We start from the raw sequence: 15,165 nt of genomic DNA, 5'->3' as shown, positions 1-15,165 counted from the left end.
CCGGCGGCTACTCCGTTGTCGACGTGTCAGCCTGCCACGTTCCGAGGTCGACGACAAGTAGCAACGCGTCCTCGCCGTCGGTGTAGTACCGGGGAATGCGGCGGGTGGGCTCGAACCCCTCGTCGCGATAGAGGGAGCGTGCGGCCTCGTTGCCCTCGCGGACTTCGAGTTTCACGACTGCCGCGCCCACCACCGCGAGACGGGACAACGCCGTCCTGAGTAGCCGCCGACCGAGTCCCGAACCGCGCGCGTCCGGGCGGACGGCGAGATCCTTGATGTGGCCGATGTCGTGGCCGTGGTTCGGCATCACGTCCCCGACGACGTAACCCAGAACCGCTCCGTCTTCCGCGACGGCAACGAAAAACGCCGGGGCGTCCAGGAGCGACTCGAAGGCGGCGTACGGCCACGGATCCGAGAAGGAGGCCCGCTCGATGCGGAGGATGTCGAGGAGGTCAGCGCGGTCGGCCGGACGAACCGTGATCTCCGCTGGAACGGGGGTCGCCGTCGCCGCGTCGGCGTCGTCCCCGAGTGTCCGCGCTCCCTTGTCGCCGTCCGGATCGTTCACAATGTGGGATTCGGCGGAGAGCGGCAAAAATCCGCTGGCTCGTGGCGCCCCAGCATCACGGTGGAGGTGCGCGACGAGAACGGCGACACCGTCCGGCGGTTTATCCGGCGTGCGGATCTGATTCCGGGCTGAGGGGGCGCCCGACTGTCCGAAGTCCGGGCTGATTGGGCACTACGGCCGCGGTGCAGACGACCACATCTCACAGACCGGGACCGACGCGCTGCCGGAACGGTCGGACCCGGAGCAGCGCCACGGTCCACCCAGGCGCTCGTCGCAGAGCAGCGCCACGGTCCACCCAGGCGCTCGTCGCAGAGCAGCGCCACGGTCCACCCGGGCGCGCGTCAGCCCGACTGGTACCGATCGAGAGTCGTTTCCGCCCGTTCGGCGCAGTCGAGCGGTTCCCGATGCTCGCTGTCCCGCAGTTCCGCTTTCACCCGCTCGTAACGCTCCCAGGAACTCGCGAGTAGCGGGTCGAGATCGAAGCCACCGAGGACGACGAGGGCGTCGAGCCCCGTCTTATCGGGGTCTGCCAGCAGTTTCGTCGTGCCGGCAGTGTTCCGGAGGTCACACTCGCCCGCCCACGTGGCGAAGGCCTCCTGCACACGCCCGCTGGTCACGTCGCCGGCTTCGACCCGCGCCGCCGGCGCCCGGACGACCGCATAGGCGGCGCCGGCCGTAGTCGGATCCAGCGGCACGAACGCGTTCTCGACGGCGCGGTCGATGACGTGAGACACGTCCAGGCCCACCGGTTTCCCGAGGGCGGTACCGAAGGTGGCGTGTGCGATGCCGCGCTGCTGTGGCACGTCCGCGAACTCGCTACCGGTGACGACGTGACCGCTTCCCTGCCCCGCGCCGACGAACAGTTCCAGCGCCGCGACGAGCAGGTCGTTGATCCGCGGCAGCTCTTTCGTGGAGTGGTCCGGATCGCCCGCACTCCCATCGCTCGTCGAAGCGAGTTCCCGCAGCCGCGAGTTGGACGCCAGGAGCGTCATATCGGCGTTCGGCGCGCCATCGTCACGAGCCAGGAGTCGGGAGAGCCCGCAGATTGCGTTGAAATGCCGCGCTGAAGATTCGTGTTCGAACGGCCAGACACCGAGAGCGAAGTGGGTCAGCCCAGCGAGCCAGGCGGGGGGAGAGTCCGTCTCCGACACCCGAGATAACCGGTCGATAAGATACGGAACGGTCCCGTTGCCGGTCCCGCCGCCGAGGCCGAGCGGATACACGACGGAGTCGGCGCCGTCGAGCGCGGTCGTTATCCCCTCCCGAAGCGCCTCGAAGTCGGAGTCGGCGGCCCGCTTTCCGGCGACAAAATCGGAACCGACGCCCGATCTCTGGCCGAACGTGACGAGGTGGTCCGCAGCAATCTGCGCTGCGTCGGCCGGAAGTTCCGACGCGACGCGGTCCAGCGTCCGCCGGGGACCCGCCCGATTCGTCGTGGCGAAGAGAAACCGGTCGGCGACGGCGACGCCGCCCGTCCGTTCGAGATACGTCGAGACGATCCTGGTGCCGGCCTGACCGACACCGACGAGTCCCCACTGGGGGTGTGCGGTCGGGGTCATCGGCCCCGCAGCCCCCACTCGGTACTTCGTGGCACACCAGCGACTGGGACGGGGAATCATTTAGCTGTTCGTGGGGGGAAAGGCGTCACAGAAGGGTCCTCCTACTCGGATCCAGGATCGACCATCGAACTGTGGTGACTTCCTCCCCACTCTCCTCGCTCGCCGCGTTCGCGGCTCGTTTCTTGAGTGAGGGGACTTAGCGCCGATCTTCAGGTAAAAAAATACGCTATCGTTATCATCACCTGCGACCTCTATACGAGAGAGGATGACATAGTGTCGATAAAAGAATGTATAGAGTGTGAGATATCGTCGGAAAGCTGCTCATAATGGGGGTCGTCGACGCCGTCTTCGGCCAATCGAACGCGTTGACGGAGTTAGGACCGATCCAGCCAGAAGTATTTCTCTCGTTCGTCCTCTGGCACCTCGCGTTGCTCTATGCAGTACCTGTCATCTTCTGGGACTACGAGATCGGCATTCTGACGTTGCGTAACTGGCAGCACCGGCGGAGCTCGCCGGATGACCTCGGGTGGGAACTCGACGCTATCCAGGCACGGATCATCACGATCGACAACGCCGATATCGTCCAGCAGACTGTCGACTCGCTTCCCGACGCGTTGACCGACGTGGTCGTCGTCGCGGAATCCCCGATTGCCGTCAAGGATGCGACCGTACTGGTGGTTCCGTCGGAATTCGAATGTACGGCGACGAACAAAGGCCGGGCCGTCGAGTGGGCCCGCCGAGAACACCCAACCGACAGGGAGTACGTCCTCTACTTGGACGAGGATACCGACGCGTCCGCGCTGACCGATCTCACGTCGAACGCGGATATCATCCAGTTCAGAGAGCGACCGGTCAAAACGAGCGGAATGCTCCCGTATTTGAGCGAAATCCACCGCATCGGGTTCAACGTCGAACAGCGATCGTTCCCCTTCTTCCAGATCCCTTTCTACGCGTGGGGTGGCGGGATCGCCATTCGAAGCAGCCTGGAAGACACCGTCACGTGGGATACGGCGACGATTGTCGAGGACTCGGTGTTCACGTGGCGTGCCGTCATCGAACACGGGGCGACGCTTACGGTGGCAGATGTCTATCTCGCCAATCAGGCCCCGCCGTCGGTCATGGCGATGATCAAACAGCGCCGCCGGTGGCTCACGGGCACGAGACAGCGACACGATATGCTCCCGTTCCGCTACAGACTCCTGTACGATATGCGGGATCTCGGCTGGGCACTTTCGACTTTTGGTCCGGTTCTCTGGGCGGTATCGATAGTCAGTTACGTCGGGCTCGTCGACGTGACGCTCCTCCCGATTTTCTTCCCGGAGGCGTACATCGCGCTGAGCCTGACGCTCTTGGCCCACGTGTACGCGTGGTCAGTGATAGGGCTGCTGACCTACCGGCCGCCAGCGGTAGTGTGGGCTCTCCTCTTGGTTTTCACTCCCTTCGTCGTCACTATTCACTCCATCGGCGCGCTCTACGGTGCGGTCAAACCCGCGAAAACGTTCGACGTGACGAAGAAAATCGTCGCCACACTTGATACCGACGGCGGCCGACGCGGCAGTGCCGACGAGATCCCCGAGGCCGACGACACCAAAAACAGCGTAGCGTCCGCAAACGCCGAGGATCGACCGTGAGTCGGCTCTTTATCCGCCCGATGACGACGTACGACGACACGCGCGAGACCCGTCCCAGGCGACTGGTCGGCGCGTTTCTCGGGGGCGCTCCAGCGTCCTTCGACCGCGCCGACGCGATGGAGCAGTGGCTCGGGTTCGGTCTCGACATCCAAACCGTCTTCGAGCCGTGGGACGGTGAGAGGATCACCGAGCAGATCGATCTGCTGACGGCCATCCACACCGCCGGTCGAATCCCGCTTTTCACGTGGGAAGCCTACACGCCGACGCCGGCTGCGACGCCTCCGGACATCCTGCAACGGATCCTCGCCGGGGAGTACGACGAGTACATCGACTCGTGGGGACGTGCGCTCGCCGACTGGCTCAGCGATCCCAATGCCGGCTCCTCCGGTGACGACAGACGGCTGCTGCTCCGTCCACTACACGAGCCGAACGGCGACTGGTATCCGTGGGCACCGGCTGCGACCGGGACCGAGCCGTCGATGTTCGCGCGTGCGTGGCGCCGTATCCATCGCCGGATCAGCCGAATGGGAGTGCCCGCCGACCGCGTCGACTGGATCTGGGCCGTGAACCACGCCGATGTAGGCGGCGTCTCCGCGGAATCACTGTTTCCCGGTGACGACGTGGTCGATCTGATCGGCGTCGACGGCTTCAATTGGGGCGCCAGCCAGGAGTGGAGTCAGTGGGCGACTCCTGAGAGGATCTTCGGTCAGATGCTCGCCCGGATACGGGAAGTGTCGTCGCGACCGGTCTGCATCCCGGAGTTCGGCTGTACGACCGCGACATTGGAGGGTCCGGATTCGACGCTGAAAGGACAATGGTTGCGGGACGCCTTCTCGTACTTCGCCGGGGAGGATATTGTCTTGGTTGCATACTTCGACATCGAAAAAGAGACCGACTGGCAGGTATTCGGCGGTTCACGCGGCGGGAACACGATCAAAATAAAAGGAACACGGTATCAGACGTATCCCGGATTCCGGCGAGGAGTTCGGCAGTTCTCCGAGTCTGTCGAATCAGACATGTAGGCGTGCACCAACCTCTCGCCCCTATTTCACGGTCACGTACGTGAGGAACACGAGCGCGACGGTCTGAAGCGCCCGGAGCGCGGCGACGGCCTGCTGGACCGCGGGGTCGCCGACGTACAGCATTCCCGTGCTGAAGAAGAAGTAGATCGCGAGCGCGTTTTCGAGCAGCATCGCGGCGGCGAAGGCAGCCAGCCCCGCGGTCATCTCCGATCCAAAGGTGCGGTAGTTTCGCACCCAAACGCCCGTCAGCACTGCCAGGAGGACGACGTTCGCCCCCGAGAGGACGGTCGCGACCAGAAGCCAGGGGCCCATCAGTCCCGCCATTCACATCGCCTCCAGGACGCGCTCGAACTCCTCGCGGTGGCTCTCGAACCGGTCGGTCAGAAAGTACAGCTGCCCGTACGCGTCGCCGCCGGATTCGACGATGTCGTGTTCCTGTAACATATCGAGATGGTGCCGGACCGTGTTGTAGTCGACCTCTAGCTGCTCCGCGAGCTGGTTGGCGTTGCGCGGCTGCTCGTCGATGGCCGCGATGATCCGTGCGCGGTTCTCGCCGCCGCGCGTGCCGACGAGCAGGTACCAGAGCGCCTTCTCCATCCGTGCGACCCCTCGTATGCGAGACGTATCAGTGCGGGGGTCACCGCTCGACGGTTTCGCGCACCCACCCCGTCGCACCGCTCGGGTAGGGGTCGGACGCCTCTTCGACCTGCATCGCCCCCTCGCCGTCGACTGCTCTCACGACGGCATCGTGGGCCCCGTTCGGCTCGAAGAGGTAGCGCCACTGTCGCCAGACGTCGTCGCCGGGTAATGGCTCGGAGAGTTCAGCGTCGTTCCACGTGTCGCCGCCGTCCGTCGACACCTCGACGCGATCGATTCCGCGCGTCCCGGCGTAAGCGTGACCGCCGAGTTCGAGGCGGCCGTCTTCGAGTGCGGTCGTATCCCAGAGTTTGGCGACGGTACTCACCGGACCGGTCCCGTGCCAGCCGCGCCTCTCCCAGTACCCGTCCACCTCCTCGTCCAGGAGTTCGATCTCGCTGAGCCACTTGACGTTCGTCTCACCCCAGTGGCCGGGGACGAGCACCCGGACAGGATGGCCGTGGGATTTCGGGAGCGGCTGGCCGTTCATCCCCCAGGCGAGGAACGCATCTTCCAACGCATCGACCGGGAACTGGACGAAGTAGTCGTCCTCGGCTCTGAGCATCGCGCAGCCGCACTCGCCGTTCGGGTCGGCCGCCTCCAGCAGCGGCTTCAGCGGCGTCCCGGTCCAGACCGCGTTGTCGAGCAGCTTGCCGTTCAGCGGTTCGCCGACGCATCGCAGCGTCACGTAGCGGTGTTCGGTCGGGCGGTCGGTGAGTTCGGCGAATGTGACCGTCACGTCGCTTTCGACTTCGCCGGTGAGCGTCATCGACCAGTCGTCGGACGGCACCTCGGGGTCGAACTCGTTGATGTCGACGCCGTAGAAATCCTTGATGGGGCTGACGAGTCCCGGCAGGTCGTCACTGGCGAAATCCAGCGACTGCGATTCGGCCTGCTGGAGCCGCTGAGTGACTTCGGCGCTCGCGGTGGCGCCCTCGATCCCGGCGTCGGTTCCGGCGGTTTCGTCGCCGTCTGTTCCGCCGCTGAATCGGTCGACGCCGACCGAGAGGCCGACGAAACCCAGCACGCCCAGCCCGGATCGGAGCACCCGCCGCCGGGCGGGACTGTGATCGGGTGCCGACGAAACCGTGGTTCCGAGTCCCGTGACGACTGCAACGGGAACGGCTGCGCCGACCGCGAGCAACGGCTCCCCCGTGATCAGTACAGTGACCCCCCAGCCGAGCACGCCAGCGAGTCCGGCGCCGAAGAAGGGATAGTCTCCCCGCCGTGCAACCGCTTGGCCGACGAGAGCAGCCCCGGCAAGCAGGCCGGTAGCGATGACAGCGGAGAGCCCGATGTGGAGGAGATGCGCCTCCTCGCCGACGTTCTGGATCAGCCAGGCGACGATCGCGCCCGGCGACAGTCGAACGACCAGGGCGTCGATGGGTGCGACGACGAACCGGCGAGTGTACCCGGCGACGGCGAACGAGCCGACGACCCCCGCGATCCCAGCCAGAACCGCGAACGCCGCGTTTGGACGTGTTGGCCAGCGCATACCATTGCCGACACAGCCCCAGGTAAAACGACTTTTTCAACATCGGACCAAACTCCGTTCAAATTTCCCCCGGATGCGCCCCGGCTGGTCCTCTTCAATCCGGAGCGAGCGGGCTCACAGAATCGCCGCGAAGATGACTGCACCGTTCCAGACGGTGACGACGAATCCCAGCGCACACAGTCCGAGCGGGACGCCGATGCGGTGTGGGTGCGGGACAGTTCGATACGCGCCATAGAAGCCACCGATGAGGGCCACTTTGACTGCGGGCAGCAGCGCCAGTCCGAACGTGTTGACGAGGCGAGCGGCGACCGGACCCGCCTCAACGACGGTGTGCATCTGAAGACCGATCAGCGTCGTCACCGTGTCTCCGAAGATAAAAAAACAGGATCGCGCCCTGCCACCACAGCGGCGTCAGATCGTCTAGCAGCCCAATCGAGGTGTCCGAGTTTGCTTCCATCTTCGTTCACTTGTCGAACTGTCTACCGCGCCGACCCAGTCGCGGCCATCGCAGTCGACCGATTGCATTGCATCCCTGAGCCTACCGAGTATCGGCCCGCAACCGACACATCGCGGTGCACACGTGTTGTCTGAATATGTTTTATAGACTACGTGTAATGAAGATTATGTCAGTACGATAGTATATCCGTCACGGTCCCGACTTAGACGAGCACATAAACGCCCGTGTACGCGATCGCAGCCACCGTGAGTGTTGCCAGTCCCGTTATGAACCCCCTATAGACGGTCTTCTTCGAGGAGTGGGGGCGACGATTTGCACCCTCGTCTATCACGGGTCGGATCCGACGAGGGTGGCCGGTCCAGAGACCGACGGCGACCGCAAGCGGGACGATGGTGAAGCCGAGGACGTGCGCATCGACGATTGTCGGCGGAGGCAGGACGAACACGGTCCCGGCGTACGCCACACCGAGTGCAGCGCGTCGGTCGAGCACCTCGCGAAGTCGGCCGAACCCGACGGGCGAAAGGTGGGAGAAGACGATCACGCCGAACCAGACACTCGCGAGTTCCACGAAGAGGACAGCCAGGATTTCGAGGGTAGGATCAGTCGCGAGCGCGACGCGCTCGACGAGGATCGGCGGGCCGAGCGGGGACAGAAGCGGCGGCGGCCGCGCCAAGAAGACGTCGCCGAAGGGATGGGTCAGGAAGCCGACGGCCGCAGCCAGGGTCACTCCAGTGGCTGAACTCGACGAACTGCGGGCCACGAACCACCCGGCAGCGCCGACACAGACCAGGAACGCCGCCGCGACGAGTGCCGCGGCAGTCCCGACAGTGGTACGGAACGCCGGCAGAAGTACCGCGACGCCGGCCGCAGCGAGGACGGCCGGGACGGCACCGGTCCGAACAGACGTTCGGAGCGAGGATCGACCGTCGTCTGCGATCGAGCCGCGAACAGCCGCCAGCGCGGCAGCCGCCCCGAACACGAGCGCAGCGACGGCGCCGACGGGGAGCGGGTGGGTCACGATCCGATGGACCGCGTTCGCGACCCCCCAGAAGGCCTCCCAACCCACGGGTGTTCCGCCCGCGACCGCGACAGCGTAGGTCGCGGCCGCGTAGACGATGTCGAGATCCGGCAACAGCGCCGCAAGCGTGGCGACGGCACCGAGGCGGAGCGCCGCCGCGTCGTCGCAGCCGAGCCAACGCGCTGCTCCGCCGGCCAGCGCAAACGCGAGAAACTCGTGACCGACGAACATCGCTCACGTCGGCTCTGCTCGCGGCAGGGAATAGGTCTTCGGTTGGCGACCTCCCGGAAGCGGCGCGGATCGACACCCGGACTTTTGCGTTCGGACGCCGAACGTCTCCCCGTGAACGCGACCGAAATCGACCACGCGAAGCTTCTGATCCCCGTCGACGGCGTCGAGACCGCCTGCGCGTTTTACCGTGACGCGCTCGGATTCGGGATCGAGGGGATGGAACGGTACGAATCGGGCGAGAAGCCGTTCTTTTCGGTTCGGCTCGCGCCGGGCGCGGTGCTCCACCTGGAGCCCAAAGAGTCCTTCGAGGACCCCGGCGACGGCTACGACCACCTTGCCGTCCGCGTCGACGACACAATCGAAGGGATCGAGACCGCACTCGACGCCGCCGGCGTCGAAATCGAGCGACGACTAACCTCGCCGGTGGGCGCAACGGGCGTCGCACCGGCCGTGTACGTTCTCGATCCGTTCGGATACCGCATCGAACTGAAAGCCGAGCGCGAGTGAGCCACCAACCAGCGGCTGACTCAGTTCCGTGACGGGTCGCTCGCGGATCCCGTAGCCGACACGCTCACGGATCCCGTAGCCGACACACCGAACAGTTTTTCTCGCCGCTCCTGTTTGCAACACGCAGTCGATGGCTCCTAAGGTCCCCTCCGTCGGCGGCGTCCCGCTCTCCGGAGCGCGGGCGGGCGCCGCACTCGTCGTCGTTGGCGTCGTCCTCTTCGCCGCTTCCCTCGTTGTCGGCGCCGCGCTCGCGCCGAACGTCGGCGCCGCCGACGACGGCGATGCGCGACAGACACTCGTCGGGTCCCAGGGCGGCGGTCCCGGCCTCCACGAGAAAGGCTCGGTGTACCTGCTCGACGGGCGCGAGACCGCCTGGCGGGCGGGCGACACTGACAGCTACTTCGACGTCACGATGCTGGACAACGGCAGCGTGATGGCCGGGTTTATGCAGGACGGCTACGAGGACTGCGGGCCGTACGAGTCGCCGTGCACCCACACCGGCTTCCGGATCATCGATCCGAACGAAGACAGCGCGGCCGATCCGGAGATCGAATACGAGTACTCCTTCCCGGTTCGGACGCGCGCGAACAGCGAGGTGCACGACGTCGAACTGCTCGACTCCGGGGAGTTCCTGGTCACCGATATGGAGCACGAGCGGATCTTCACCGTCGAGGGCGGAGAGATCACCTGGCAGTGGAACGCTAGTTCGCGCTACGACGCCCCCGAAGATCCGACCCGGACCGACTGGCTCCACATCAACGACGTCGACGTCATCTCGGAGGATCGCTATCTGGTCTCCGTCCGCAACGCCCACCAGCTCGTGATCGTCGAGCGCGGCGAGGGCGTCGTCGAGGTGATCAACGAGGGCGACGGGACGGGAGGCGGGAACCCGACACCCCGCGGCGATCCGACGCTGCTCCGGCAGCAGCACAACCCCCAGTGGCTCGGTGATGGCCGTGTCCTGGTCGCCGACAGCCACAACGACCGGATCGTCGAACTCCAGCGGACCGACGGCGGCGAGTGGGAGGTCGCCTGGGAGATCTACGCCGCCGAGGGCGTCACGTTCAATTGGCCGCGCGACGCCGATCGGCTCCCCAACGGCAACACCCTGATCACGGATTCGTTGAACAAGCGGGTCGTCGAGGTCAACCGCTCGGGCGCGACAGTCTGGAGCTACGGAACGCCGGAGGTGCCCTACGAGGCCGAGCGACTGCCCGCCGGCGAGACAGTCGGCGGCGTCTCGTACGCTGAGGACGGGGACGGCGAGGCGACGACGATCGGGGAGGGCCGCGACATCCCCGTGCTGTCGTTCCTGCTGGTCATCGTCCAGACGGGGGTGCAGACACCCTTCTGGTTCACCGAGGCGCACGTCGCCGTCACGCTTGTGTCGCTCGTCTGTGTGCTCGTGGGGCTGGGGCTCGTCGTCCGCGAGCGGTTCCGGCGGGAATAGTCGCAGCTGGGCCTTCCGGGTACGTCGAACTGTCGCCGTGTCAGGTGCCTGGAGGCGAGTGTTGGGCGAACAGTCGGCACAGATGTGTCCCTCCGCACCCGCGCCGACGTGCCGAGCAACCGCTGCCCGACGCGGGGCCGTTCCTACGTCACGGGGGCGCTGGCCCCGGCATCATATATAAACTTCAGTCGGCAATGGTGGGGTATGACTGACGACAGGGATGCGGACCTGACATGGCAGACAACCAACAGCGAGATCGACTACACTTGCCCGGGATTCGACGTGCGCCGTGACGAGGTCGTGCTACCCGACGGCACCGAGACGGACTTCCACTACGTCGAGGAACCGCCCGCGGTGGTGGTCCTCCCCTTTACCCCCGACGGCGACGTCGTGTTGATCGACGAGTGGCGGCAGGCCGTCGACCGGGTCAACCACGCGCTGCCGGCCGGGAGCACCGAACCCGACGACGAGGACCTCGCCGCCGTCGCCGCCCGGGAACTCGCCGAAGAGACGGGCTACGAGGCCGACTCGTTCTCGCACCTGTTCACGATCGAACCGAGCAACGGCCTGCTGAACAGCGTCCACCACTACGTGCTGGCCCGCGGGTGTGAACCGACCGCCGAGCAGGATCTGGATTTCAACGAGAGCATCCGCGTCGCCGTCACCGACTACGACGACCTCCTGCAAGCCGTTCTCGACGGCGAGGTCCGCGACGGCCGTACCGTCGTCGGCGTGACCCGGTACGAACTCGCCGACCGCTGGCAGCGACTGGGCGCTCGGACGGAAGCGGGAGACGAAGGACTTTGACGCCCGAGCACGTAGCCAGCGTGTGTCCTCCGAACTGAACCCTGTCGGCGATACCGACGAGTCGGCGTCGCCGTCCGATCCGGTCCGCAAGGTCCTCCGCGCGTTCGCGGTCGCCGTTCTGCTTGCGGCCGTCGGAATCGGCGTCGGGGCAGTCCTCGTTATTGCCGCCGTGATCGCGCTCACGCTCGCCGGAGTCTCGATCACCCCGCTTTTGAGTATCGTCCTCTCGCTGGCGCTCGCGACGGGCGTCGGGTTCGGCGGCGTCGCGTTAGGATACCTCCGGTATCGCGGGGTCGGACTCGAATACGTGGGAATCGCTGTGCCGTCGCTCCGCGAAATCGCGTTCGTCGTCGCCGGCTACGTCGCGTCGTTTGCCTTGCTCGTTGTGGCCTCGATCGTCATCTCGGCGGCCAACGCCGACACGGCGCCGAATACGGTCGCCGAGACCGGGATGCAGAACCCCGAGATCCTCCTGCTTTTGATCCCGGCGTCGTTCCTCCTGATCGGCCCCGGCGAGGAACTGCTCTACCGCGGCGTCGTCCAGAACCGGCTCGGCGAAGCGCTGCCGGTACCCGCGGCGATCGTACTCGCGAGCCTGCTTTTCGCGTCGATCCACTACTTCTCGCTCTCGGGGGCGCCCCAGGCGCGGCTGGTCAGCATCTCGGTGCTCGTCCTGCCGACGCTCGTGTTCGGGACGGTCTATGAACTCACAGACAACCTCGTCGTCCCCGCGTTGATCCACGGCGCGTACAACGCGACGCTGTTTTCGTTGCTGTACATCACGCTGCAGTACTCGGGCCCCGATGCGATGCCGCAAACAGTGCTATCGATCGTACCGCTGTAGCCTTCGATCCCCCGCCAGAGCGGCCTACGCCAGCGTCCACCCGAAGTACAGCCCGCCGAGAATCAGCGCGATACCGACCGCCTGAACGAGCCGTCGCCACTGTGAGGGTACTCCGGCGTCGTCGGGAGACGCCGTCCCGTCCGTGCTGTCCGTTGTATCGGTTCCGTCCGTTTCCTTGCGCGCGTCGCTACCGCCGGAAACCCCATCCTCGCCGTACCGGCCGTGTCTCCCACCCGGCAGCCGTCCGGCGGTGTGCACCTGGATGACGGTCCTGGGCGCGGCGACGAAGAGGAGGCCGAGCGCGACCCCGAGTACGGCGGCCGCGAGCGTCCGGACGTCGACCATCAGCCGCGGAGGCGTTCGATCCGCTTTTCGATCGGCGGGTGGGTCGCAAACAGCCGCGCGAGGCCGCGCTCCTCGCCGAAGATACAGAGCGCGTTCACCTGCGAGTCGACGGCGGATTCGTCCCGCCGCTCGTTGCCGCGGCTGATCTTTTCGAGCGCCCGCGCCAGCGGCTCACCGCCGCCGATCTCGTCGGCGGCGTCGCTGTCGGCGACGTACTCGCGGTACCGCGAGATGGCGAAGACGAACAGCATCACCAGCATCTGGGTGATCTGGCCGACGATGATCGCGACGAAGAAGTCCGCGATGTCGTTATCGCCGGTCAGGAGCACCGCCCACTGGGCGACGATGGCGACGATGGAGGCGACGCCCTGCCCCAGCACCATCATCACCACGTCGCGGTTGCGGATGTGCGCGAGTTCGTGGGCGAGGACGCCCTCGACCTCCTTGGGCTCCAGTCGCGCGAGGAGTTCCTCGCTGACGACGACTGTGCCCGCGCCCTTCCGCCCGACGGCGAAGGCGTTCGGTACGCCCATCCGCGCGATCATCAGCCGGGGCTTTTCGATCCCCATCGAGCGGGAGAGCGACTCGACGCGGCGGTGAATCTCGGGATGGCGGTCCTCGGAGAGGTCCTCCGCGCCGACGCTCCGCAGCGCCATCCACTTGCCGACTTTGTACTGGACACCGACGAAGGCGACGCTGCCGACGAGGATGAGCGGCAACAGTCCCTCGCCGAACATCGCCATCAGCACCACGGCCGCGACGGCGTAGAACGCAAACAGGATCGAGCCGACGATCGCCATTCGCGCTTTCAGTCCGAGGTGACGCATACAGCGCCGGCTTGTCTGTGCGGACGGAAATACTCGGTGGGTTGGAAGACGGAAGCGGCATCGGCGGCTGGCCGTCCGCGAACGCCGCGAATCCGACGATACTTACCGGTCCGCCGCCGAGACCACCGGTATGCGCGATCACTTCGAACTCCGCGACGGGGACGCCGCCGGCCGCATCGGCGAACTGTCGATCCCCCGGGCGGGGGTGACAGTCGAGACGCCGGCGCTGATGCCGGTCATCAACCCCAACATCCGGACGATCACGCCCGCCCGCCTCGAATCGGAGTTCGGCGCGGAGATCCTGATCACCAACGCCTACATCATCCACCGGAACGAGGACCTCCACGCGGCCGCCCGCGACGTTGGCCTCCACGACCTGCTCGACTTCGACGGCGCGATCGTCACCGACTCGGGATCGTTCCAGCTCTCGGAGTACGGCGACATCGACGTGACCACCGAAGAGATCCTCCGGTTCCAGCGGGAGATCGGCTCCGACGTGGGGACGCCGGTGGACATCCCGACGCCGCCGGACGTGGGTCGCGAACGGGCGGAGCGGGAACTCGATCAGACGGCGACGGCGCTTGCAGACGCCGAGACCGTCGACACGGGGCAGATGCTCGTGAACGCCCCCGTCCAGGGCTCGACCTATCCGGAGCTCCGCGAGGCTGCAGGCCGCCGAGCGGACGAAACCGACCTCGACGTCTTCCCCATCGGTGCGGTCGTCCCGCTGATGAACAGCTACCGGTACGCGGAGATGATAGACGTCGTCGCCGCCGCGAAACGGGGACTCGGTCGCGACGCCCCGGTGCATCTGTTCGGCGCCGGCCACCCGATGATGTTCGCGCTCGCGGTCGCCGCCGGCTGTGACCTCTTCGATTCGGCCGCCTACGCCATCTACGCCCGCGACGATCGCTACCTGACGGTCCGCGGCACCGAACACCTCGAAGACCTGGACTACTTCCCCTGCTCGTGTCCGGTCTGTTCGGCGCACACCCCAGCGGACCTGCGTGATTGCGACGGCGAGGAGCGCGAACGGCTCCTTGCGGCTCACAATCTCCACGTCTCCTTCGCCGAGATCCGGCGGGTCAAGCAGGCGATCCGATCGGGGAACCTCCTGGAGTTGGTCGAGTCGCGAGCGCGGGCGCATCCGGCGATGCTCGACGGCTACCGGACACTCCTGGATCACGTCGAACAGCTCGAACGCGAGGATCCGGTCTCGAAAGGCTCCTTTTTCCACCTCTCGACGGAGTCGGCGCGCCGCCCGGAGGTGCGTCGTCACCACGAGCGGCTCTCGCGGCTCGACGCCGACGAGCGCGTGTTGCTCACGGAGGGAAGCAAACCCTCGGTCGACGCTTACGACGCCGTCTGGCGGATCGTCCCGCCGTTCGGCCCGTTCCCCCGGGCGCTGTCGGGAACGTACCCGCTCACCGCCGAAACACCCGAGCGGACGGACCGGGCGGCCTACGAGGCGGCGGCCGAGGGGATCGCCGCGCTCGTCGCGGCGAATCCGGACTCGTCGTTCGTCCTGACGCACGACGGCTGGCCGAAGTCGGCGCTGTCGCGGGTGCCGGACGGTGTCGCGGTCGAAGCCCGCGGGGGGAGTCGCGGGGACGGCGACGATAGCGCCGACGCCGACGACGCCCACGAGTCGGCGGAGTAAACGGATGACGCACCAGCAGTCGCCGAAGTGAACGGGGAACGGACCAACAGTCGCCGAAGTGAACGGGGAACGGACCAACAGTCGCCGAAGTGAACGAGGGACGGACAACCA

Annotated in this window: 16 protein-coding genes; 7 read left to right on the top strand and 9 right to left on the bottom strand. The window is 66.2% G+C overall.

Going from position 1 to position 15,165, the window contains the following annotated elements; translation table 11 throughout:
• Window positions 1-7: 7 nt before the first annotated feature.
• Complete coding sequence (rimI, locus tag RJT48_RS02200; protein ID WP_311170844.1) at window positions 8-481, bottom strand: ribosomal protein S18-alanine N-acetyltransferase; 474 nt, start codon at window positions 479-481, stop codon at window positions 8-10.
• Between the two features lie 425 nt (window positions 482-906).
• A complete protein-coding gene (locus RJT48_RS02195; RefSeq protein ID WP_311170592.1) occupies window positions 907-2,124 on the bottom strand; it encodes an FtsZ/tubulin family protein in 1,218 nt (405 codons plus the stop codon).
• 326 nt (window positions 2,125-2,450) lie between these two features.
• Here RJT48_RS02195 and RJT48_RS02190 point away from each other — a divergent pair, with 326 nt between their 5' ends.
• A complete protein-coding gene (locus RJT48_RS02190; protein WP_311170591.1) occupies window positions 2,451-3,755 on the top strand; it encodes a glycosyltransferase family 2 protein in 1,305 nt (434 codons plus the stop codon).
• A complete protein-coding gene (locus RJT48_RS02185) occupies window positions 3,752-4,777 on the top strand; it encodes a glycoside hydrolase family 26 protein (protein WP_311170590.1) in 1,026 nt (341 codons plus the stop codon). The genes RJT48_RS02190 and RJT48_RS02185 overlap by 4 nt, the downstream gene beginning before the upstream one ends.
• A 21-nt stretch (window positions 4,778-4,798) precedes the next feature.
• On the opposite strand, the gene RJT48_RS02180 is transcribed toward RJT48_RS02185, so the two are convergent.
• The 5 genes from RJT48_RS02180 to RJT48_RS02160 all read right to left on the bottom strand — a co-directional run bounded on the left by RJT48_RS02180 (window position 4,799) and on the right by RJT48_RS02160 (window position 8,614).
• A complete protein-coding gene (locus RJT48_RS02180; RefSeq protein ID WP_311170589.1) occupies window positions 4,799-5,101 on the bottom strand; it encodes a DUF8036 family membrane protein in 303 nt (100 codons plus the stop codon).
• A complete protein-coding gene (locus tag RJT48_RS02175; protein WP_311170588.1) occupies window positions 5,102-5,374 on the bottom strand; it encodes an ArsR/SmtB family transcription factor in 273 nt (90 codons plus the stop codon).
• A 40-nt stretch (window positions 5,375-5,414) separates the two neighbouring features.
• Window positions 5,415-6,908: a molybdopterin-dependent oxidoreductase gene (locus tag RJT48_RS02170; RefSeq protein ID WP_311170587.1), complete on the bottom strand. Its 1,494-nt coding sequence runs from the start codon at window positions 6,906-6,908 to the stop codon at window positions 5,415-5,417.
• 114 nt (window positions 6,909-7,022) lie between these two features.
• Complete coding sequence (locus tag RJT48_RS02165; protein ID WP_345784729.1) at window positions 7,023-7,283, bottom strand: DUF5658 family protein; 261 nt, start codon at window positions 7,281-7,283, stop codon at window positions 7,023-7,025.
• 284 nt (window positions 7,284-7,567) lie between these two features.
• Complete coding sequence (locus tag RJT48_RS02160; RefSeq protein WP_311170585.1) at window positions 7,568-8,614, bottom strand: metal-dependent hydrolase; 1,047 nt, start codon at window positions 8,612-8,614, stop codon at window positions 7,568-7,570.
• Window positions 8,615-8,725: 111 nt separating this feature from the next.
• Between RJT48_RS02160 and RJT48_RS02155 the strand changes: the two genes are divergently transcribed.
• The 4 genes from RJT48_RS02155 (at window position 8,726) to RJT48_RS02140 (ending at window position 12,222) form a co-directional block, all read left to right on the top strand.
• Window positions 8,726-9,121, top strand: a complete 396-nt coding sequence (locus RJT48_RS02155; RefSeq protein WP_311170584.1) for a VOC family protein — start codon at window positions 8,726-8,728, stop codon at window positions 9,119-9,121.
• Between the two features lie 130 nt (window positions 9,122-9,251).
• Window positions 9,252-10,571, top strand: coding sequence for an NHL repeat-containing protein (locus RJT48_RS02150; RefSeq protein WP_311170583.1), 1,320 nt, complete (start codon window positions 9,252-9,254; stop codon window positions 10,569-10,571).
• A 204-nt stretch (window positions 10,572-10,775) separates the two neighbouring features.
• Complete coding sequence (locus tag RJT48_RS02145; RefSeq protein ID WP_311170582.1) at window positions 10,776-11,378, top strand: NUDIX hydrolase; 603 nt, start codon at window positions 10,776-10,778, stop codon at window positions 11,376-11,378.
• A 22-nt stretch (window positions 11,379-11,400) separates the two neighbouring features.
• Window positions 11,401-12,222 carry a CPBP family intramembrane glutamic endopeptidase gene (locus RJT48_RS02140; protein ID WP_425604689.1) on the top strand — a complete coding sequence of 274 codons (822 nt, stop codon included), beginning with the start codon at window positions 11,401-11,403 and terminating at the stop codon, window positions 12,220-12,222.
• A gap of 24 nt (window positions 12,223-12,246) precedes the next feature.
• On the opposite strand, the gene RJT48_RS02135 is transcribed toward RJT48_RS02140, so the two are convergent.
• Together RJT48_RS02135 and RJT48_RS02130 are read right to left on the bottom strand one after the other, a co-directional pair.
• Window positions 12,247-12,567: a hypothetical protein gene (locus tag RJT48_RS02135; protein ID WP_311170581.1), complete on the bottom strand. Its 321-nt coding sequence runs from the start codon at window positions 12,565-12,567 to the stop codon at window positions 12,247-12,249.
• A complete protein-coding gene (locus tag RJT48_RS02130; protein ID WP_345784720.1) occupies window positions 12,567-13,394 on the bottom strand; it encodes a M48 family metallopeptidase in 828 nt (275 codons plus the stop codon). Before RJT48_RS02130 ends, RJT48_RS02135 begins: the two co-directional genes overlap by 1 nt.
• A 130-nt stretch (window positions 13,395-13,524) precedes the next feature.
• Here RJT48_RS02130 and tgtA point away from each other — a divergent pair, with 130 nt between their 5' ends.
• Window positions 13,525-15,054: a tRNA guanosine(15) transglycosylase TgtA gene (tgtA, locus tag RJT48_RS02125; protein ID WP_311170580.1), complete on the top strand. Its 1,530-nt coding sequence runs from the start codon at window positions 13,525-13,527 to the stop codon at window positions 15,052-15,054.
• Window positions 15,055-15,165: the final 111 nt, after the last annotated feature.

Origin of the sequence: Halobellus ordinarius (genome assembly GCF_031823395.1) — an archaeon.
GTDB lineage: Archaea > Halobacteriota > Halobacteria > Halobacteriales > Haloferacaceae > Haloquadratum > Haloquadratum ordinarius.
Note: the sequence above shows the minus strand (reverse complement) of the source record. Positions and strands in the feature narration are given on the sequence as shown.

Bases quoted from the DNA above. Each gene is read 5' to 3' on its own strand.
- tgtA (WP_311170580.1), top strand. From the start codon at position 13,525: ATGCGCGATCACTTCGAACTCCGCGACGGGGACGCCGCCGGCCGCATC.
- RJT48_RS02170 (WP_311170587.1), bottom strand. From the start codon at position 6,908: ATGCGCTGGCCAACACGTCCAAACGCGGCGTTCGCGGTTCTGGCTGGG.
- RJT48_RS02160 (WP_311170585.1), bottom strand. From the start codon at position 8,614: ATGTTCGTCGGTCACGAGTTTCTCGCGTTTGCGCTGGCCGGCGGAGCA.
- RJT48_RS02130 (WP_345784720.1), bottom strand. From the start codon at position 13,394: ATGCGTCACCTCGGACTGAAAGCGCGAATGGCGATCGTCGGCTCGATC.
- RJT48_RS02180 (WP_311170589.1), bottom strand. From the start codon at position 5,101: ATGGCGGGACTGATGGGCCCCTGGCTTCTGGTCGCGACCGTCCTCTCG.
- RJT48_RS02195 (WP_311170592.1), bottom strand. From the start codon at position 2,124: ATGACCCCGACCGCACACCCCCAGTGGGGACTCGTCGGTGTCGGTCAG.
- RJT48_RS02135 (WP_311170581.1), bottom strand. From the start codon at position 12,567: ATGGTCGACGTCCGGACGCTCGCGGCCGCCGTACTCGGGGTCGCGCTC.
- RJT48_RS02145 (WP_311170582.1), top strand. From the start codon at position 10,776: ATGACTGACGACAGGGATGCGGACCTGACATGGCAGACAACCAACAGC.
- RJT48_RS02190 (WP_311170591.1), top strand. From the start codon at position 2,451: ATGGGGGTCGTCGACGCCGTCTTCGGCCAATCGAACGCGTTGACGGAG.
- RJT48_RS02175 (WP_311170588.1), bottom strand. From the start codon at position 5,374: ATGGAGAAGGCGCTCTGGTACCTGCTCGTCGGCACGCGCGGCGGCGAG.
- RJT48_RS02150 (WP_311170583.1), top strand. From the start codon at position 9,252: ATGGCTCCTAAGGTCCCCTCCGTCGGCGGCGTCCCGCTCTCCGGAGCG.